The 14,502-nt window shown below is 51.9% G+C and carries 18 protein-coding genes; 4 read left to right on the top strand and 14 right to left on the bottom strand.

Going from position 1 to position 14,502, the window contains the following annotated elements; all coding sequences use genetic code 11:
• Window positions 1-73: 73 nt before the first annotated feature.
• The 6 genes from AC5FXQ_RS05685 to AC5FXQ_RS05660 form a co-directional block, all read right to left on the bottom strand.
• Window positions 74-919, bottom strand: a complete 846-nt coding sequence (locus tag AC5FXQ_RS05685) for an arsenite methyltransferase (protein ID WP_493601526.1) — start codon at window positions 917-919, stop codon at window positions 74-76.
• Window positions 920-971: 52 nt separating this feature from the next.
• A complete protein-coding gene (locus AC5FXQ_RS05680; protein WP_493601525.1) occupies window positions 972-1,304 on the bottom strand; it encodes an ArsR/SmtB family transcription factor in 333 nt (110 codons plus the stop codon).
• A gap of 79 nt (window positions 1,305-1,383) precedes the next feature.
• The gene (locus AC5FXQ_RS05675; RefSeq protein WP_493601524.1) at window positions 1,384-2,406 is read right to left on the bottom strand and encodes an ion channel; all 1,023 of its coding nucleotides are present in this window, start codon (window positions 2,404-2,406) and stop codon (window positions 1,384-1,386) included.
• 57 nt (window positions 2,407-2,463) lie between these two features.
• A complete protein-coding gene (locus tag AC5FXQ_RS05670; RefSeq protein WP_493601523.1) occupies window positions 2,464-2,913 on the bottom strand; it encodes a hypothetical protein in 450 nt (149 codons plus the stop codon).
• An 81-nt stretch (window positions 2,914-2,994) separates the two neighbouring features.
• The gene (locus AC5FXQ_RS05665) at window positions 2,995-5,097 is read right to left on the bottom strand and encodes a copper-translocating P-type ATPase (protein WP_493601522.1); all 2,103 of its coding nucleotides are present in this window, start codon (window positions 5,095-5,097) and stop codon (window positions 2,995-2,997) included.
• 13 nt (window positions 5,098-5,110) lie between these two features.
• A complete protein-coding gene (locus AC5FXQ_RS05660) occupies window positions 5,111-5,413 on the bottom strand; it encodes a phosphoribosylpyrophosphate synthetase (protein WP_493601521.1) in 303 nt (100 codons plus the stop codon).
• Window positions 5,414-5,579: 166 nt separating this feature from the next.
• Here AC5FXQ_RS05660 and AC5FXQ_RS05655 point away from each other — a divergent pair, with 166 nt between their 5' ends.
• Window positions 5,580-6,218 carry a DUF2911 domain-containing protein gene (locus AC5FXQ_RS05655; protein ID WP_493601520.1) on the top strand — a complete coding sequence of 213 codons (639 nt, stop codon included), beginning with the start codon at window positions 5,580-5,582 and terminating at the stop codon, window positions 6,216-6,218.
• Window positions 6,219-6,290: 72 nt separating this feature from the next.
• Here the strand turns inward: AC5FXQ_RS05655 and AC5FXQ_RS05650 are convergent, their stop codons facing one another.
• From AC5FXQ_RS05650 to AC5FXQ_RS05635, 4 genes are all read right to left on the bottom strand, one after another.
• The gene (locus tag AC5FXQ_RS05650; protein WP_493601519.1) at window positions 6,291-7,550 is read right to left on the bottom strand and encodes a PQQ-dependent sugar dehydrogenase; all 1,260 of its coding nucleotides are present in this window, start codon (window positions 7,548-7,550) and stop codon (window positions 6,291-6,293) included.
• A 147-nt stretch (window positions 7,551-7,697) separates the two neighbouring features.
• Entirely contained in the window at window positions 7,698-8,381 is a 684-nt protein-coding gene (locus AC5FXQ_RS05645) for a PRC-barrel domain-containing protein (protein WP_493601518.1), read from the bottom strand.
• Between the two features lie 49 nt (window positions 8,382-8,430).
• Window positions 8,431-8,625: a hypothetical protein gene (locus AC5FXQ_RS05640; RefSeq protein ID WP_493601517.1), complete on the bottom strand. Its 195-nt coding sequence runs from the start codon at window positions 8,623-8,625 to the stop codon at window positions 8,431-8,433.
• Window positions 8,626-8,761: 136 nt separating this feature from the next.
• A complete protein-coding gene (locus AC5FXQ_RS05635; protein ID WP_493601516.1) occupies window positions 8,762-9,178 on the bottom strand; it encodes a hypothetical protein in 417 nt (138 codons plus the stop codon).
• Between the two features lie 186 nt (window positions 9,179-9,364).
• Here AC5FXQ_RS05635 and AC5FXQ_RS05630 point away from each other — a divergent pair, with 186 nt between their 5' ends.
• On the top strand, window positions 9,365-9,739 hold the full coding sequence (locus AC5FXQ_RS05630; protein ID WP_493601515.1) for a hypothetical protein: 375 nt from the start codon (window positions 9,365-9,367) through the stop codon (window positions 9,737-9,739).
• 125 nt (window positions 9,740-9,864) lie between these two features.
• Entirely contained in the window at window positions 9,865-10,359 is a 495-nt protein-coding gene (locus AC5FXQ_RS05625) for a hypothetical protein (protein ID WP_493601514.1), read from the top strand.
• A gap of 126 nt (window positions 10,360-10,485) precedes the next feature.
• Here the strand turns inward: AC5FXQ_RS05625 and AC5FXQ_RS05620 are convergent, their stop codons facing one another.
• A complete protein-coding gene (locus tag AC5FXQ_RS05620; RefSeq protein ID WP_493601513.1) occupies window positions 10,486-11,049 on the bottom strand; it encodes a Riean_0653 family protein in 564 nt (187 codons plus the stop codon).
• Window positions 11,050-11,309: 260 nt separating this feature from the next.
• Here AC5FXQ_RS05620 and AC5FXQ_RS05615 point away from each other — a divergent pair, with 260 nt between their 5' ends.
• A complete protein-coding gene (locus AC5FXQ_RS05615) occupies window positions 11,310-11,576 on the top strand; it encodes a hypothetical protein (protein WP_493601512.1) in 267 nt (88 codons plus the stop codon).
• Window positions 11,577-11,809: 233 nt separating this feature from the next.
• Here the strand turns inward: AC5FXQ_RS05615 and AC5FXQ_RS05610 are convergent, their stop codons facing one another.
• The 3 genes from AC5FXQ_RS05610 to AC5FXQ_RS05600 are packed head-to-tail and all read right to left on the bottom strand — an operon-like array spanning window position 11,810 to window position 14,465.
• A complete protein-coding gene (locus tag AC5FXQ_RS05610) occupies window positions 11,810-12,769 on the bottom strand; it encodes a calcium/sodium antiporter (RefSeq protein WP_493601511.1) in 960 nt (319 codons plus the stop codon).
• A gap of 59 nt (window positions 12,770-12,828) precedes the next feature.
• Complete coding sequence (locus AC5FXQ_RS05605; RefSeq protein WP_493601510.1) at window positions 12,829-13,296, bottom strand: COG2426 family protein; 468 nt, start codon at window positions 13,294-13,296, stop codon at window positions 12,829-12,831.
• A gap of 32 nt (window positions 13,297-13,328) precedes the next feature.
• Window positions 13,329-14,465 carry a hypothetical protein gene (locus tag AC5FXQ_RS05600; protein WP_493601509.1) on the bottom strand — a complete coding sequence of 379 codons (1,137 nt, stop codon included), beginning with the start codon at window positions 14,463-14,465 and terminating at the stop codon, window positions 13,329-13,331.
• Window positions 14,466-14,502: the final 37 nt, after the last annotated feature.

Below are 14,502 nucleotides of genomic sequence, written 5' to 3'. Positions count from 1 at the left end.
GGTTTTTTGCATGAAAGGACTACCTGCCCTACCTGCAGGTGGCAGTCGTTCTGTATAGCTTAATAATTAAACCTTAGCAGCAGCCACTGCCAGGTGTACAGGCCAGGTTCTCTATTGGCTTGCTGCCGTAAACCGTGATGCTGTAGATGCCGGTGTTACTTTCTCTGAAGGCTTTTATACCTTCCGCATCCAGGTAGTCCTGCAGGATATCGTCTGGCACATGAATTGCTTTTTCTTTCTGCACCGTGATGTTCTCGAAACCAACTTCCTTGATTATTTGAAGGTACTCCTCTTTCTGAATCGCTCCCGAAACACATCCGGCATACATTTCGCTGGCCTGCACGATGCCTTCCGGCAGGTCGCCTACCAGCACCACATCCGAAATGCTGAAATGACCACCCGGCTTCAGTACCCGGAAAGTCTCGGCAAAGGCCTGCCGCTTGTCCGGCACCAGGTTGAGTACGCAATTACTGATCACCACGTCGGCACGGTTGGCTGCAATCGGAAGTGCTTCGATCTCACCCTGACGGAACTCCACATTGTTGAAGCCCAGCTTATCAGCATTTTCACGGGCCTTGGCAATCATGGCCTCGGTCATATCAACGCCGATCACCTTGCCGCTTTCGCCTACCAGCGCACGCGCCACAAAGCAGTCGTTGCCAGCACCGGAGCCCAGGTCAACTACTGTATTACCTTTGCTGATCTGGGCAAACTCGGTTGGTACGCCGCAGCCCAGCCCAAGGTCTGCATCCGGGTTGTAGCCTTCCAGCTCGGTGTAATTATCCGCAAAAATGGCATAGTCCACGGTGCCGCAGCCTGTGGCGCCGCAGCATGAGGCTGCATTTTGCTCTTTGCTTTGCAGTGCGATCTCACTGTACTTGTCGCGCACTATTTTCTTGAGTTCTTCTGCCTTGTTCATAGTTTTTAGCTTTAGTTTATCGGTAAATTACGATGGATTGAAACAAATTTTTTTAGCAACAGCTGCTGTCACAAGACGTGTAGCTTTGGAACAACACGGCCAGCGTCTCCTGCGCCTGTTTCCATACCTGCTCGTTGATGCAATAGCACACTTTTTTGCCGTCAATGTCCCCCTGAATAAGGCCGGCTTCCTTCAGCTCTTTCAGGTGTTGCGATACCGTGGACTGCGACAGCGGCAGTTCATCCACTATATCGCCGCAGATGCAGGCCTTGCGCTCCAGCAGCACACGCAGAATGGCAATGCGGGCCGGATGACCCAAAGCTTTAGCAAAGCGGGCGATCAGGATTTCTTCTTCTGTAAATTGTTCTGTCTTGGATAAGCCCATAGGTGAATTTTATTATCGTAAAATTGCGATTTGTAATCGGCATTTCAAAATGAAAGAGCAGATTTTTTTGAGATACAGCCTATACCGGATTCGGACGATAAATATCTTTCCACTGCCAGCCATCCTGGTAGAGGAGGTAAGTCAATATCTCGCGGCGCTTTTTGTAGGTTTCGGTGGAGTTAAATTCTCTTAGGCGGTCTGTTTTAAGTGGTATACCCGCTTCAATCAGGGCATCCCAGTTCATTTCCGGAAAAGAATATGGCTCCTGCTCTTCGTTTTTCTGATGTCGTTCCAGCACAAACAGGTAGTAATCCTGCGCTCCCCTGATGGTGAGCAGGTCTGCATCGGAAGGCCTGGCCTCGTCCTGCACACCAAACTGCAGAAAATTGATGGCCTCGTCGAAGATCGTCAGGTTGAGGATGACGGATTGCCGCTGTTCAACGCTGTGGAAGTAATGGATGATCGGGTAGGCTTTGTGGTTCTGGCTGTGCTGTGTGATCATGTCGGCCAGGTCGCCGTCGTGCCTGAGCAGGCGTTCAAAGTTCTCACCGTTCCAGCTATTCAGCAGCACTTGCTGGGGGGAATTGCCGAGGCTGTTGAGGAATACGCTGAGCTTCACCTGCAGGATAACCGCTGAAAGTACCGGCATGATGTAGGTAATGGAAATGGTGATGAAAGCGAGTCCGCTGAAAGCAAGCAGGTTGGTAACGATGTCCCATACATAAGAGCTGGGCTTGTAATCGCCGTTACCCATGGTTGATAAGGTATAGCCGGCAAAGTAAAGCTTCTCCCAGGCGGTAGTGATCTCGTCCGTGCTGCTGTTCAGGACCGAGGCCGGATCGGAGAGGAGCAGCAGAAAAGACCCCAGCCACATACCTGCCACCCAAGTAAGAATGATAAGGACCAGCAGCATATGACCGACCCGCTCAAGCATTTTCTTTTTGCCGTCATTACCTGCCATTTTCAGGCACATGCGCCATGTTTTTTCTGACAGGAAATTTGTCAGACGCCCACCTCCCTGAAAGGACAAGGTGGTCGTGATCAAGTCTTTGAATACAAATAGGATGAGGATTATACCTGCTATCGCGTAGAGTAGCTGCATGAATGATGGGAAATAAAATACACAAGAATGAAGGCTGCCCTGGTGGAAAGGCTTTCATCAGCGGTTCATACGCTGGCGCATCCGGTTTACGTGGCTGGAGTCGACTATTCCCTGCTTTTGCATGCGTTGCATCATGCTGCTCATCATACCCTGGTGCTGCAGCATCAGGCGACTCATTTCATTGCAGGCTGCGGTGTCAGCATCGCAGAGAGTCATCATCTGTTTCATGTGCTGCTGCATTTGCTGGCGGTGCAGGGAAACCATTCCAGCCGTATCGCCAATCATGCCGCCCTGCATCATGTCACCCCGCATCATACCGGCTCCCATATTTTTGTCCCGCATGTACACCATCATTTCGTTACGCATCTGCTCGTCTTCCAGTATGGCGTTGTATACCTGGTGTCGTTCCTCTTCATCACGCAGTATTTCCTGTACATTGTCTGATCGCTGGCAGCTGCTCGCACTGATCAGGAGGAGGGCCAAGAGGGGAAGTAATGCGTTTTTCATGGTTTTATATTTTTGGTTTTGATAGATCACTCCATCTAAAAGGAGTAGCCTGTAATTTAGCTATTTTCTATACTTGTGCATCTACCTGATCTGCCGGCGCAGCAATTGCGCATTGATTGCCACAATCACAGTGCTTAAACTCATTAAAGCCGCACCCACGGCAGGCGACACCATTATTCCCTGGTTATAGAGTACGCCAGCAGCCAGGGGCAGCGCGATGACGTTGTATCCAGTTGCCCAGATCAGGTTCTGTATCATTTTGCGATAAGTGGCTTTGCCGAAAAGGATGAGCGAGGCGATGTCCTGCGGATTGCTGTTGACCAGGATGATGTCAGCCGTTTCGGCGGCTACGTCAGTTCCGGAACCCACGGCTATACCTACATCGGCCTGCGCCAGGGCAGGGGCGTCGTTCACACCGTCGCCGGTCATGGCCACAAACTCCCCTTTGTCCTGCAACTCTTTCACCTTCTCCTGTTTCTGGTGCGGCAGCACATTGGCCAGATAGCCATCCATTTTCAGTTTGTCGCTCACACTCTTCGCCACCCGTTCGTTGTCGCCGGTCAGCAGCAGGTTCTTGATACCGTTCTCTTTCAGAATTCTTATAGCTTCGGCAGACTCTTCCCGTATCTGGTCGCGCATGGTGATGTAACCAACCGGATTACCTTCTACCAGTGTGTAGACAACTGTTTCCACGCCTTCTTCGGCTTCACTGGACGGCACGGCTATATTATATTCTCTCATATAGTTCGGCCCCACCACTTTCACGTTCCGGCCCTCGACTACACCTTCCAGTCCTTTGCCGGGCAGGTAGTTGAATGACTGGGAGGGAGGCACGGCTATACCTTCTTCTTTTACTTTGCGGAGTATGCTCTGAGCGATGAAATGTTCGGAGTTCTGTTCCACACCGGCAGCCAGCCGCAGCATTTCCCGTTTGTCTATTTCATTGTTGAACGTCACGACTGAGGCAATTTCGTGCGAGCCCTGGGTGAGGGTGCCGGTTTTGTCGAAGATGATGGTTGTGATGAGGCGGGAGTTTTCAAAAGCCGTACGGTTGCGGATAAGCAGGCCATTGTTAGCCGATACTGCCGTAGAGATCGCCACCACCAGCGGAACGGCTAACCCCAGGGCGTGCGGACAGGATATTACCATGACCGTCACCATACGCTCGAGAGCAAAAGCAAATTCCTGCCCGAGCAGCAGCCAAACGGACAGCGTGCCAAAGCCAGCGAAAAGAGCAATGTAAGTTAGCCATTTGGCGGCACGATCGGCCAGCCGCTGTGTCTCCGATTTCGTTTTCTGGGCATCCTGCACCAGCTTGATCACCTTGTTGAGGTAGCTTTCTTTGCCGGTAAACTCCACCCTCACCCGCAGTGCGCCGTTGCCGTTGATGGAGCCGCCAATCACCCTGTCTTCTTTGGTTTTCTTTACTGGTTTGCTCTCGCCTGTGAGCATGCTCTCGTTCAGGTGACTTTCACCGTCTTCCACCACGCCATCGGCGGGTACTTTCTCGCCGGGCTTCACCAGGATCAGGTCGCCTTTCTGCAGTTCCTCAATGCGTACCCGCACCGTCTCCCCATCCTTTATCAGCATGGCTTCGGCGGGCATCATGCTCACCAGCAATTCCAGCGCTTTGGAGGCGCCGAGCACGGAGCGCATCTCGATCCAGTGCCCCAGCAGCATGATCACGATCAGAGTGGCCAGTTCCCAGAAAAAGTCCATACCCTCCAGCCCAAACACGATGGCGGTGCTGTAAAGGCAGGCCACCGTGATGGCCACGCCGATCAGTGTCATCATACCCGGTGCGCCTTTCTTTACCTCCTCGGCCAGACCAGTCAGGAAGGGCCAGCCGCCATAGAAATAGATGATAGAGGAGAGCACGAAAGCGATGTACATACCATAGGGCACATTTAGCGAAAAGCCCAAAATATGTTGCACCATTGGGCTCAGGATGATCACAGGTATGGAGAGCGCAAGTGAGATCCAGAAGCGCTTTTTAAAGTCCTCGATCATCATGCGGTGATGGTCGTGGCCATGCTCCCCATGTGGCGGGTGCCCGCTGGTGTTTTTGTGCATGGCATGCTCGTGCCCGTGCAGCGTCTTCTCTTCTAACCCTTCTGTTATCCGGTCCTTTTGCTGTCTGGCCTGCTGCTGATTTCCCTGATGGTGATGATGGTCGTGGTCCATGGCTTTAGCCTTTTTAAGCTCTTAGCTTCTGTGCCATTTCAGGGGTAATCGCATCAGCGTAGGCACCGTAGGCGTCCACCAGCACGCCTTTTACACCTCGCGATGACGAAATAGCGTACACCACCGAATTGTCGTCGGGGTTGCTCATGCCTTCGAATCGGTGCACTTCATCGACTTCGAACTCCTCGGGTTTCAGCTCCATCGGTTTTGTGGTGCAGACAATGCAGTTCTCTTTCAGGTTGAAGTCTTCGGTATAGCCGCGCTTCTTCAAATCGTTCAGTGCCTGGGACAGGGTATCGTAGCTGTTGTCGTTCATGTTGGTCTTAAACTTAGAGTAAATGGATGCTGCATTTTGCTGTGTTTTCTTATACTCTCTGATCTGGTTTTTCGTTCGGCAGCATGCGGATGCCGTCTTATTGCGATATAATGTGTAGCTTGAGCGCTTCAAAATCGTAAATTCTGTAAACCATATACCTAAAACTATGCTAATAAAACGCTATACCCAACTTGCACTTGGCGTACTGCTCGCCACATCCCTGACATACTGCAACCAGCCTGAGCAAAACCAGGAAGCATCCACTGACACGCAGGAAAGCCACGCCGGTCACAACATGCAAGCCAGCGAAGGAGCGACCATCATCGGCGCACAGGCAGAGCCGGATACCTTGAAAGGCAGCCTGAAAGCCGAGGCCCACGGCATGATAGGCGACGCACACCTGACCATCGCCTATCACTCGCCCGCCGTGCGCGGACGACAGATCTGGGGCGGATTAGTAGCTTACAACCAGGTATGGGTAACAGGAGCACACACGGCAACCAGCCTGATGACTGACAAGGACATCACCATAGGAGGGAAGCCGCTGCCAGCGGGCAAGTATGCGCTATTCACCATACCGGGCGAGCAGGAGTGGACCATCATCATCAACAAAAACTGGGACCAGCACCTGGCCGATGACTACGCAGAGTCAGAAGATGTGCTGCGCTTCACTGTGCAGCCCGAAATAGCTCCTGTAAAGCAGGAACGACTTCGCTATGAAATCATTTCGGCAGATAGTGGCGCTGGCAGCATCCAGATCACCTGGGATATGCTCCGTGTTGTTATTCCTGTTTCGCAGCAGTAAAATCTACCCGCATAAAAAACAGAAAAGGACAGGCCTATACCTGTCCTTTTCTGTTTTCTGTTCTGTTGTAGCTTACCTCGGCGTGATCTTCCACAGTTCGCCGTTCTCCTGGTCGGTGACCACGTATAGTGCTCCGTCCGGCCCCTGGCGCACATCGCGTATACGCTGCTTGCGGTCGGTGAGCAGGTGCTCCTCGCCAGTTACGCGGTTGTTCTCGATGCGCAGGCGCACCAGCGCTTGTGCGCGGAGACCGCCTACGAACAGGTTACCCTTCCACTCCGGAAAAGCACTGCCGGTATAGAACTGCGCTCCCGAAGGCGCAATCACCGGATCCCAGTAGTAGACCGGGTCCACGTAGCCTTCCTTGGTCGTGACTGCGTTAGGTATTGGTGCACCAGAGTACTCCTCTCCGAAGGTAACCACTGGCCAGCCGTAGTTTTTGCCTTTCTCTATTTTGTTCACTTCATCACCACCCTGCGGGCCATGGTCCACTATCCAAAGCTCGCCTGCATCATTAAATGCAGCCGCCTGCACGTTGCGGTGACCGGCTGTCCAGATCTCAGGCAGCGTGTTGTTCTGGTTTACAAAAGGATTGTCGTCCGGCACTTTTCCGTCCGGCGCTATGCGGATGATCTTGCCCATGTGGCTGTTCATCTGCTGTGCCTGCGGACGAACTTCTATATCAGATCGCTCACCAAGGGTGATGTACAGCATGCCATCCGGCCCGAAAGCTAAGCGGGAACCGTAGTGGAGGGTGCCGTTATAAGTTGGCTGCGCCTGGAAGATCACCTCCACGTTTTCGAGGCGGCTGCGGTCATCACTCAGCCTTGCCCTGGCCACGCTGGTGGCATTACCCCCTTTGCGAGGCTCAGAAAAGCTCCAGTAGATCATGCGATCCGAGCCGAAGTCGGGGCTGAGGGCCACGTCCAGCAAACCACCTTGTCCGCGGGCATCCACTTTGGGCACACCCGTTATCGGATTGCCGATCTGTCCGGATGCTGATACGATGCGCATGTTGCCGGACTTTTCCGTAACGAGCAGATTCCCGTCCGGAAGTGGCTCCACTGCCCATGGCTTCTGGAGGTTTTTAGTGAGCACCTGCACATCAAACTGAGTTTCAGACTTGATCCCGCAGACACGGGTCTGCCCTTCGAAAGTAGGCTTCTGATCAGGAGTATTCGCCTGGCCCGTTTCAACTGGCTGACAGTCTTCCTGGGCGGCAACAGGCTCTTGCTGGTCATTGTTCTGCTGAGTGGTCGTGTCCTCGCTGCAGGAGGCCCCCATGGTTGCCATACCTAGAGCAGAAAGAACGAGGAGTCTGGATAATTTCATAGTGTTATCTGTTTTGTGGTCGGTATTGACAGTATAATCATTCTAGTACTGGATTGTTTTGAATAGGTTCGCTTAGCCCCCTAACAACAAGGCCGCGCTCTGTTATAAGGCGGCCTTGCAGGTATAGCAGTCACATAGCTTTGCGGGCTAGGAGTCCAGGGCTCTTTTCTTGAGCAGAATGAACTCCTCTTCGGTAATGGAGCCCCTTTCGCGCAATTCCTCCAGGCGCTCGATGGTGGAAATGGATTCTTCAACGGGCTTGATGCGCGGCTCCCGGCTTGTGGTGTCCGGGTGATCTGTCACAAGTGTGTCCCTGCGGTTCAGATCGTGGGTCGATACGTTGGATGCGTAAAAGCGGTCTTCGCTGAACGACTCGTCGTTGTAAAAGTCATCGCTGATGCGGTGCGTGCCTGCCGGCTGCTCCTGAACGGCCTCGTCAAACTCAGCTTTATAGTCTGAACGCTCATCGATGGTATCGCGGTGGGCCCGCCGGAAGTTATCCCGCACGGCATACTCATAGTCAGTCGAGATCGGCCCGCCCGGGTACACCGGGTAGCGGCTGATGCTGCTGGAATCTACAGAAGAGAGAAAGATGTTTTTGCCCTTGCGGTCGAGCGCGGCCGCTCCGATGGGCACCAGCAGAAAGGTGTCGCGGTCGCGGTCGAAAAAGCGGTGCTCGCCCAACACAGAGAGGTAGCGCACTTTCATGGCCTGCATGTCCACGATCAGGTCTTTTACATCGCCTATTTTTTCGCCGTCGGCACCCACCACTCGCCAGCCCCTGACGTCGGTATTGTCTTTGGCTACCTGGTAGTCCTTGAGCTCGCCCAAAGGTACCAGCCTTTCATTTCTTAAATCATTGTCATTCATTACGGTCAGATTAAGTTCTTTGTATATCAGGAATCAGGTCAGGTGCTGGTATGTGCGCCAGCGGGAAAACAGCGGCCAATGCCTGCGTTTGTCCGTCTTTGAGAACCAGTTCATAGATGGCCCATCCCAGCAGGAGCAGGATCACGACCAGCAGGATCCAGGGCCACACAGGTTTTTTCTTTTTCTCAATTCGTATTTCAGCCATGTTGCTTTTTTATTTTTTCATAGTTTTAGCTCGGTCACCTGGGCCTGCCACCAAAGCGACGGGAGGTGCTGTGCTTAATACGGTGTTACAGAGACGATTGTTGAAAGGATGAAACAGTAGTCGGGAGAGGGGGCGATCAGGTCAGTTTCTTTTGATTGAGCCACTCCATGGCGTCCATGAGATGTACGAAGTATTTGATCTCCAGCGAGTCGGGATGCAGCCCCTCCAACTGTGGTACCGGGGCATCAACGGGCAGTACATTGGCAATGCAGCGTACCTCCGAGGTTTCTTTCACTTTCGAGTCCCATTCGCTCCAGCTCAGGTAGGCCAGGTAGGCGGCGGGTGCCTGAAAAAAGTCCTGCACATCGTTCAGGATCGAACGACAGGGAAATTGCCGGATCATTTTCAGAATGCCTTTTTCTACCTCCTCAATGCTCTCTTCCGTCGCAGTTCCTTTCCAGATGATGTGGAGCATCTTGCGGTCGGCCAGGTAGCGCAGGGTACAGTAGCGCTGTCCAAAACTGTTCCGGTAATGTTTGTAAGGTCGTCTCATAGCTTTTATAATATATGGGTACAGCTCTAAGTTGATATAGGTTGTGTCGGCTCGTATGTTGCATCGGGCATGGCGGGAGGTATGGCTATTGGGTGATTTTTATTGATAGGACTTTGCAGGGTGGCGGCACTGCAAATTATTTGGGGACAGTATACTTATGTGTTGATTTTAAACGTAAATTGCATCGTGCCTTACGCCGTCAAAAACATATTGCTCTCGTTCACATTCCTGTTTGCATTCTTCAGTCTGCAATACGGGGCGGCTGTGGAGTTGCAGGCTGCAGCTACGCAGCAGGTGGCTGCGCAGGGAGAGCTGAGGGAGCTCGACAGGCTACAAGCCCCGTCCGTGGCGGTTTTGCAGGCCGAGGATCAAGCTGGCAGCTGGCAGTTCAGGCCAAACCATTCCTCTAAGCAGGCCTCACACGGTTCGCCGGCACTTGCCGCTAAGCTGCAGGAGTTCAGGCTGCAACTGCTGATAGCACACTACCTGCAGCGGATCAGGCACATCAGTCCTGGCCTTGCCGTCAGCGACATCATCTTTCCATTCCATTATTTCTGGTAAATCCCTTTCCTTTTTGGTGAGGGTGTAACAGCACGCCTACCATCCGGAAACAGGTATAGGCACCGGTATGCACCCAAGGGCTATACCTGCCTTATGTATTATCAGATTTTAATGGATTAAATAAAATGGATTTAGAAGCAATCGTATTAGGTATTTTGGCAACAGCAGTATTTCTGGTGCCTATCTTTTTCATTCAACGCAAACAAAAAGGGGAAGCCAACAAAGCAAAGAAAGCTTTCCTGGAAGCTGCCTCCGCACAGGGACTCAACATCGGGCAGCATGATTTCTGGAACGAGCGCTACGGTATCGGGCTGGACGAAGCACAAGGCAGGATCTTTTACTGGCACAACGATGAAGCAGACCTGCAGGAGATCATCATTGACCTGAGCTCCGTCCGCAGAACCTCTATCGACAACATGCACCGCGATGTGAACGGGAACCGCATCATCGACATGATCGTGCTGCGTGTAGCCCTGCACGGACCTAAAGCACCTGAGCTATACCTGCCGTTCTATAATCGCGAGGGTAGCATGATGCTTAGTGGCGAGCTGCAGCTGGCCGAGAAATGGAGCAGCATCATCCAGCAAAATATGGCGAAGCTGCAGGCTGTGCAGGTATAACCCTGAAGCAGCAGGCAGGCCGCAAACAGGAGGGCCAGTTGGTGAAGGTAAACCGTAATTCGGTAATGCCTCAGCCAACTGGCCCTCTGCTATTTTATATGTCTTATAACTTTTCTGAACGAATGATCACCAGCTGTAGGTCAGCTTCGTGTCGAAGCGGCCGTCGGTAATGTGCATGATCTTGGAAGCGTCGGTATAGTGGTTTAGTTTGCCCTCAAACTGGCCGGATACGATGTGGCTGACCGTGTCAAGGCGGGTGAGGTGCAAGGTCAATCTGGAATCCTGTACCAGGTGGTAAAAATCGTTTTGGGTCATGTCGATCGTCAGTGATGCCATGTCCTCGTGGTCCGGCGTAAGGGTATAGGTGCCGGGGCCGTCCACATCGTATGCGCTGAACATGAAATCCTGTGAGATGTATTTTTTCTCGTCCTTGAATTTGTAATTGTATTCGGCCCGCACAACCAGCGTATAGGTGCCGTCGGTGTTTTTGTGCAGCCGGCCTTCTACGAAGTTGTCTTCACAAACGAAGAAGTTACAGATCTGGCCGTAGTTGACCCATACCTTGCCGTTAGCCTTGAAACCTAATGTGTTGCTGCCGTTTTGCGTGACAGGCGGGAGGTTGAACTCTGGCTCCTTGTCACAGGAACTTATACCTGCGCACAGGGCTATACCTGTCAGCAGGAGCGCCATGGTCCGCATACTGCGAGACCTGAATCTGGGAGTGCTCATTTGAAGCGAATTAGGGATGCAAGGTATGCAAAAGTCGCTATACTCCCAATGGGTTCAGGTGGGGTTTTGATGGTAGTGCTTCTGACCAGCTATACACGCTTTATAGGTTGCTGCTGCAGTCGTATGTGTGAATCGGGGGTTTGCAGTGGGCCCTCCATGCAGGAGTGGTATGATACCTGCCGGTATTAGTTGTACCTTAGACCTGAAATCACCTTATTATCATGAAGAAATTACTTTACGTGGCGATCGCTTTAAGCGCTACAGCCTGCTCCTCAGAAAATAACCTGGAAGACACCCTTTACAATATAGCGGAATCCGGTGCCAGCATGGCCCTTGACTCGCTGCACCACACTGCCAATAAAGAACTGGAACGCTACACCGGCATCGACTCGCTGGCGAACAAGATCGGTGCGGTTGATACGATAAACGTGGAGCGCGAAATAGAGCGCGGCGTGAAGCGTAGACTCATTGAAGAACTTTCTAAATAAGGGCGCTATACCTATCGGATTTAACTACCGCTTTTTCTCTGGAGGGGCAGCGGTGGTTAATTACTAAAACTGCTGAAGAGTTTATAATATAGGGTCGGTTGAGAAAACGACCTATAGGTTTGCCGCGAAGCGTGAAGTAAAAGCTAACCTACAAAAAAACGCCTGCCTCCATTAAGAAGCAGGCGTTTTTTTCATTGATGTATGAAAAGCCTGTATAGTAGAGCTGTGGTATACTACTCCTGACTCACCAGCAAGCCCAGATACCCCAGGTATAGCAGCAGGAACACAACTCCCTCCCAACGGGCAAGCTGTCGGCCTCTGCCTGTGAAGATGAAGATGAACAGCAGCAGACCAGCACCGATGTTGAAGATGATGTCGGTGAATGAAGCGGTGCTCACCTGCAGCGGCGTAACGACCGTGGATACACCCAGGATCAGGAAAATATTGAAGATATTGGAGCCCACCACGTTGCCGATGGCGATGTCCACATTCTTTTTGCGAACCGCTACCACCGATGTGGCCAGCTCGGGCAGGGAAGTACCTACCGACACGATCGTAAGGCCGATGATGCGCTCCGACAAACCGAAGGCCTGCGCTATACCTACCGCACTGGTTACGATCAGTCTGCCGCCCAAAATTAAGCCGCCCAATCCGAGCGCAATAAAGAAGATCGCCTTCAGATAGGTATAGTCCTTCGTTTCGCTTTCTTCATCGTCTTCATTTCCGCCTTTCGCGATCATCAGGTTGTAGACCAGGAAAATACAGAAGAAGAGTAACAGCAGGAGTCCGTCGGAACGGGAGATCAGGTTAGCCTCGGCACTGTCGAGGAACACGTCGTTGGCGACAAAAAGCACCGCCACCGCCGCCAGCAAACTGAGTGGTATCTCGAGCCAGGTGGTGTTGCGCTTTACCGTCAGCGGGTAGATGACCGAGGAAATGCCCAGGATGGCCAGCACGTTAAAAATGTTACTTCCCAGCACGTTGCCGAGCACCATTTCGATGTTGTTGTTGATGGACGCAAATACGTTCACTACCAGTTCCGGCGCCGATGTACCGAAGGCCACAATGGTGAGGCCGATCACAATATTAGGTATACCCAGTTTTTTTGCCAGACTGGAGGCGGCGTCTACAAGCTTGTCGGCTCCAAAGATCAGGGCGACGAAGCCTGCCAGTAAAAGAAGTATGTTCAGCATTGGATTGTAACAGGTCTTACCTTTTGTGTGATGGTTGAAGGATACGAAGGTAAAGTAATTTATGGAAAAGACTTCAGTCCCATATTACCCAGGTAGGAGCCGGCGGCCATGATCAAACAGGAGATAAACACCCCAATGCTCACAGACAACAGTGCTTTGTTGCGCTCGATCTTCAGAAAGTAAGCCGCCAGTGTGCCCATGTAGGCACCTGTGCCAGGCAAAGGGATCATCACAAAAACCATCAGCCCCCAGAAACCATACTTTTGTATGTCAGCACCAACGCCCTTTTTGGCTCTTCTGCCCAGCTTGATAACTCCTTTCTTGTAAGTCCTGTTTGGCCAGAGTTTTCGGCTAAAGGTCTCGATGAGCCAGGCGAGTATAGGGAAAATAAGCAGATTGGCGACCAGACCGACTACAAAAGCCCAGAGTAGAGGCATGTTGTTGAGCACCGCATAGGGTATACCGGCCCGCGCCTCCCCAAAAGGGGAGATGCTAAGCAGGAAGGTATAAATAAGTATTTCAAGCATAAGTGATTCACTAAGAATAAATGCGCAGCGTTTTATTTAAAGAAGAAGTCCAGGAGTTCCTGCTGCATCACCGGATTGATGGCCACCGCCAGAATCACGGAGATAATTAACCCGATGGTAACGGACAATACATCTTTACCGATCAGTTTGATTGTTTTACCGATTGCCGCCCTGGAATCCTGTGCCCGGATGCGCATGCCCAGTTCACGACCTGCCAGCAAGCCCACAAATACCCAGGTGGTACTCATCGGCATGTTGTTCAGTTCCTTGAAATAGTAGAGAATCAAGGCGTACACCAGGTCAATGATCGTAGCACTTCGCACATCCCGCACTTCTGATTTTTCGTTGATGATGTGCTGGATTTTGTCGCCTTTCATGTAGAACAGGAAACCAAGCCCCAGGAAGATGAAGCCAGAGAAAGCCAGAAACTCCATGCCTCCCAGCTGACGCGGGAGGTATACGGCGATGTTCGCCAGGTCCTGCACGAGCCAAATATACCACAAAAAGCCGCTGATCAGCCATTGTGCCACCGTCCAGAGCACGTGCGCTTCACCTTTGATAAAGCGCTTGATCACCTTCGAAAGCAAAAGGTAAATAACCAGGGCCGAAATAAAGGCCAACACGTAGCCTGCCAGACTTTTGTTGATCATCCCGAGTACCGTGGCACTCGTGGCGGTGAACACGCTGAGCAGCATAAAAGTAGTCGATACCGGGATCCGGAACCTGGTCAGGAGCAGCAGCACGATAGGAGAGGCCAGCTGCAGGTATACGAAGCTTTCGGGAGCCTTTTCGAGTCCCGGTGTAGTCAGGCGCTGGTAGGTCACGTCACCGTCGAAAGCAAACCAACTGTAAGTTACCGTGCCCAGAAAGATAAGCCCCATGAACAGCCACTGCCAGTACCATTTTTTGTCTTCGTTGGATACGATAAACGTACCGATGGTCTGGATGCTGTCGTTGGCGATGGCAGAGTAGCCGGCGAAGGCAAAGCCCACCCACATGGCAATGTGCGGATAAGGATAGACCATGCCTGCCATCACAAGCGAGAAGGCGATAAAATAGAGGAACTTCTTCTCTTTCTGAAAGATGATGTCAAACTGATTGTAGCGCTTCCTGAATTTATAAGGCTGAACAGGGGCCAGGTGCGGCCTCTTTTTTTGCGTCTTTGTCATCTGAAAAAACGTGATTTATAAAAAATGAGGGTGTTGT

This window comes from Pontibacter sp. LHS1 (assembly GCF_058932855.1).
The sequence above is the reverse complement of the archived record's forward strand: the minus strand, read 5'-3'. Positions and strand labels throughout refer to the sequence as shown.

What these genes read in the sequence shown, in the direction of transcription:
- AC5FXQ_RS05620 (WP_493601513.1), bottom strand. Translation starts at nt 11,049, where the DNA reads ATGGCGCTCCTGCTGACAGGTATAGCCCTGTGCGCAGGTATAAGTTCC.
- AC5FXQ_RS05615 (WP_493601512.1), top strand. Translation starts at nt 11,310, where the DNA reads ATGAAGAAATTACTTTACGTGGCGATCGCTTTAAGCGCTACAGCCTGC.
- AC5FXQ_RS05670 (WP_493601523.1), bottom strand. Translation starts at nt 2,913, where the DNA reads ATGAAAAACGCATTACTTCCCCTCTTGGCCCTCCTCCTGATCAGTGCG.
- AC5FXQ_RS05635 (WP_493601516.1), bottom strand. Translation starts at nt 9,178, where the DNA reads ATGAGACGACCTTACAAACATTACCGGAACAGTTTTGGACAGCGCTAC.
- AC5FXQ_RS05655 (WP_493601520.1), top strand. Translation starts at nt 5,580, where the DNA reads ATGCTAATAAAACGCTATACCCAACTTGCACTTGGCGTACTGCTCGCC.
- AC5FXQ_RS05600 (WP_493601509.1), bottom strand. Translation starts at nt 14,465, where the DNA reads ATGACAAAGACGCAAAAAAAGAGGCCGCACCTGGCCCCTGTTCAGCCT.
- AC5FXQ_RS05610 (WP_493601511.1), bottom strand. Translation starts at nt 12,769, where the DNA reads ATGCTGAACATACTTCTTTTACTGGCAGGCTTCGTCGCCCTGATCTTT.
- AC5FXQ_RS05650 (WP_493601519.1), bottom strand. Translation starts at nt 7,550, where the DNA reads ATGAAATTATCCAGACTCCTCGTTCTTTCTGCTCTAGGTATGGCAACC.
- AC5FXQ_RS05640 (WP_493601517.1), bottom strand. Translation starts at nt 8,625, where the DNA reads ATGGCTGAAATACGAATTGAGAAAAAGAAAAAACCTGTGTGGCCCTGG.
- AC5FXQ_RS05625 (WP_493601514.1), top strand. Translation starts at nt 9,865, where the DNA reads ATGGATTTAGAAGCAATCGTATTAGGTATTTTGGCAACAGCAGTATTT.
- AC5FXQ_RS05680 (WP_493601525.1), bottom strand. Translation starts at nt 1,304, where the DNA reads ATGGGCTTATCCAAGACAGAACAATTTACAGAAGAAGAAATCCTGATC.
- AC5FXQ_RS05685 (WP_493601526.1), bottom strand. Translation starts at nt 919, where the DNA reads ATGAACAAGGCAGAAGAACTCAAGAAAATAGTGCGCGACAAGTACAGT.
- AC5FXQ_RS05665 (WP_493601522.1), bottom strand. Translation starts at nt 5,097, where the DNA reads ATGGACCACGACCATCATCACCATCAGGGAAATCAGCAGCAGGCCAGA.
- AC5FXQ_RS05605 (WP_493601510.1), bottom strand. Translation starts at nt 13,296, where the DNA reads ATGCTTGAAATACTTATTTATACCTTCCTGCTTAGCATCTCCCCTTTT.
- AC5FXQ_RS05675 (WP_493601524.1), bottom strand. Translation starts at nt 2,406, where the DNA reads ATGCAGCTACTCTACGCGATAGCAGGTATAATCCTCATCCTATTTGTA.
- AC5FXQ_RS05660 (WP_493601521.1), bottom strand. Translation starts at nt 5,413, where the DNA reads ATGAACGACAACAGCTACGATACCCTGTCCCAGGCACTGAACGATTTG.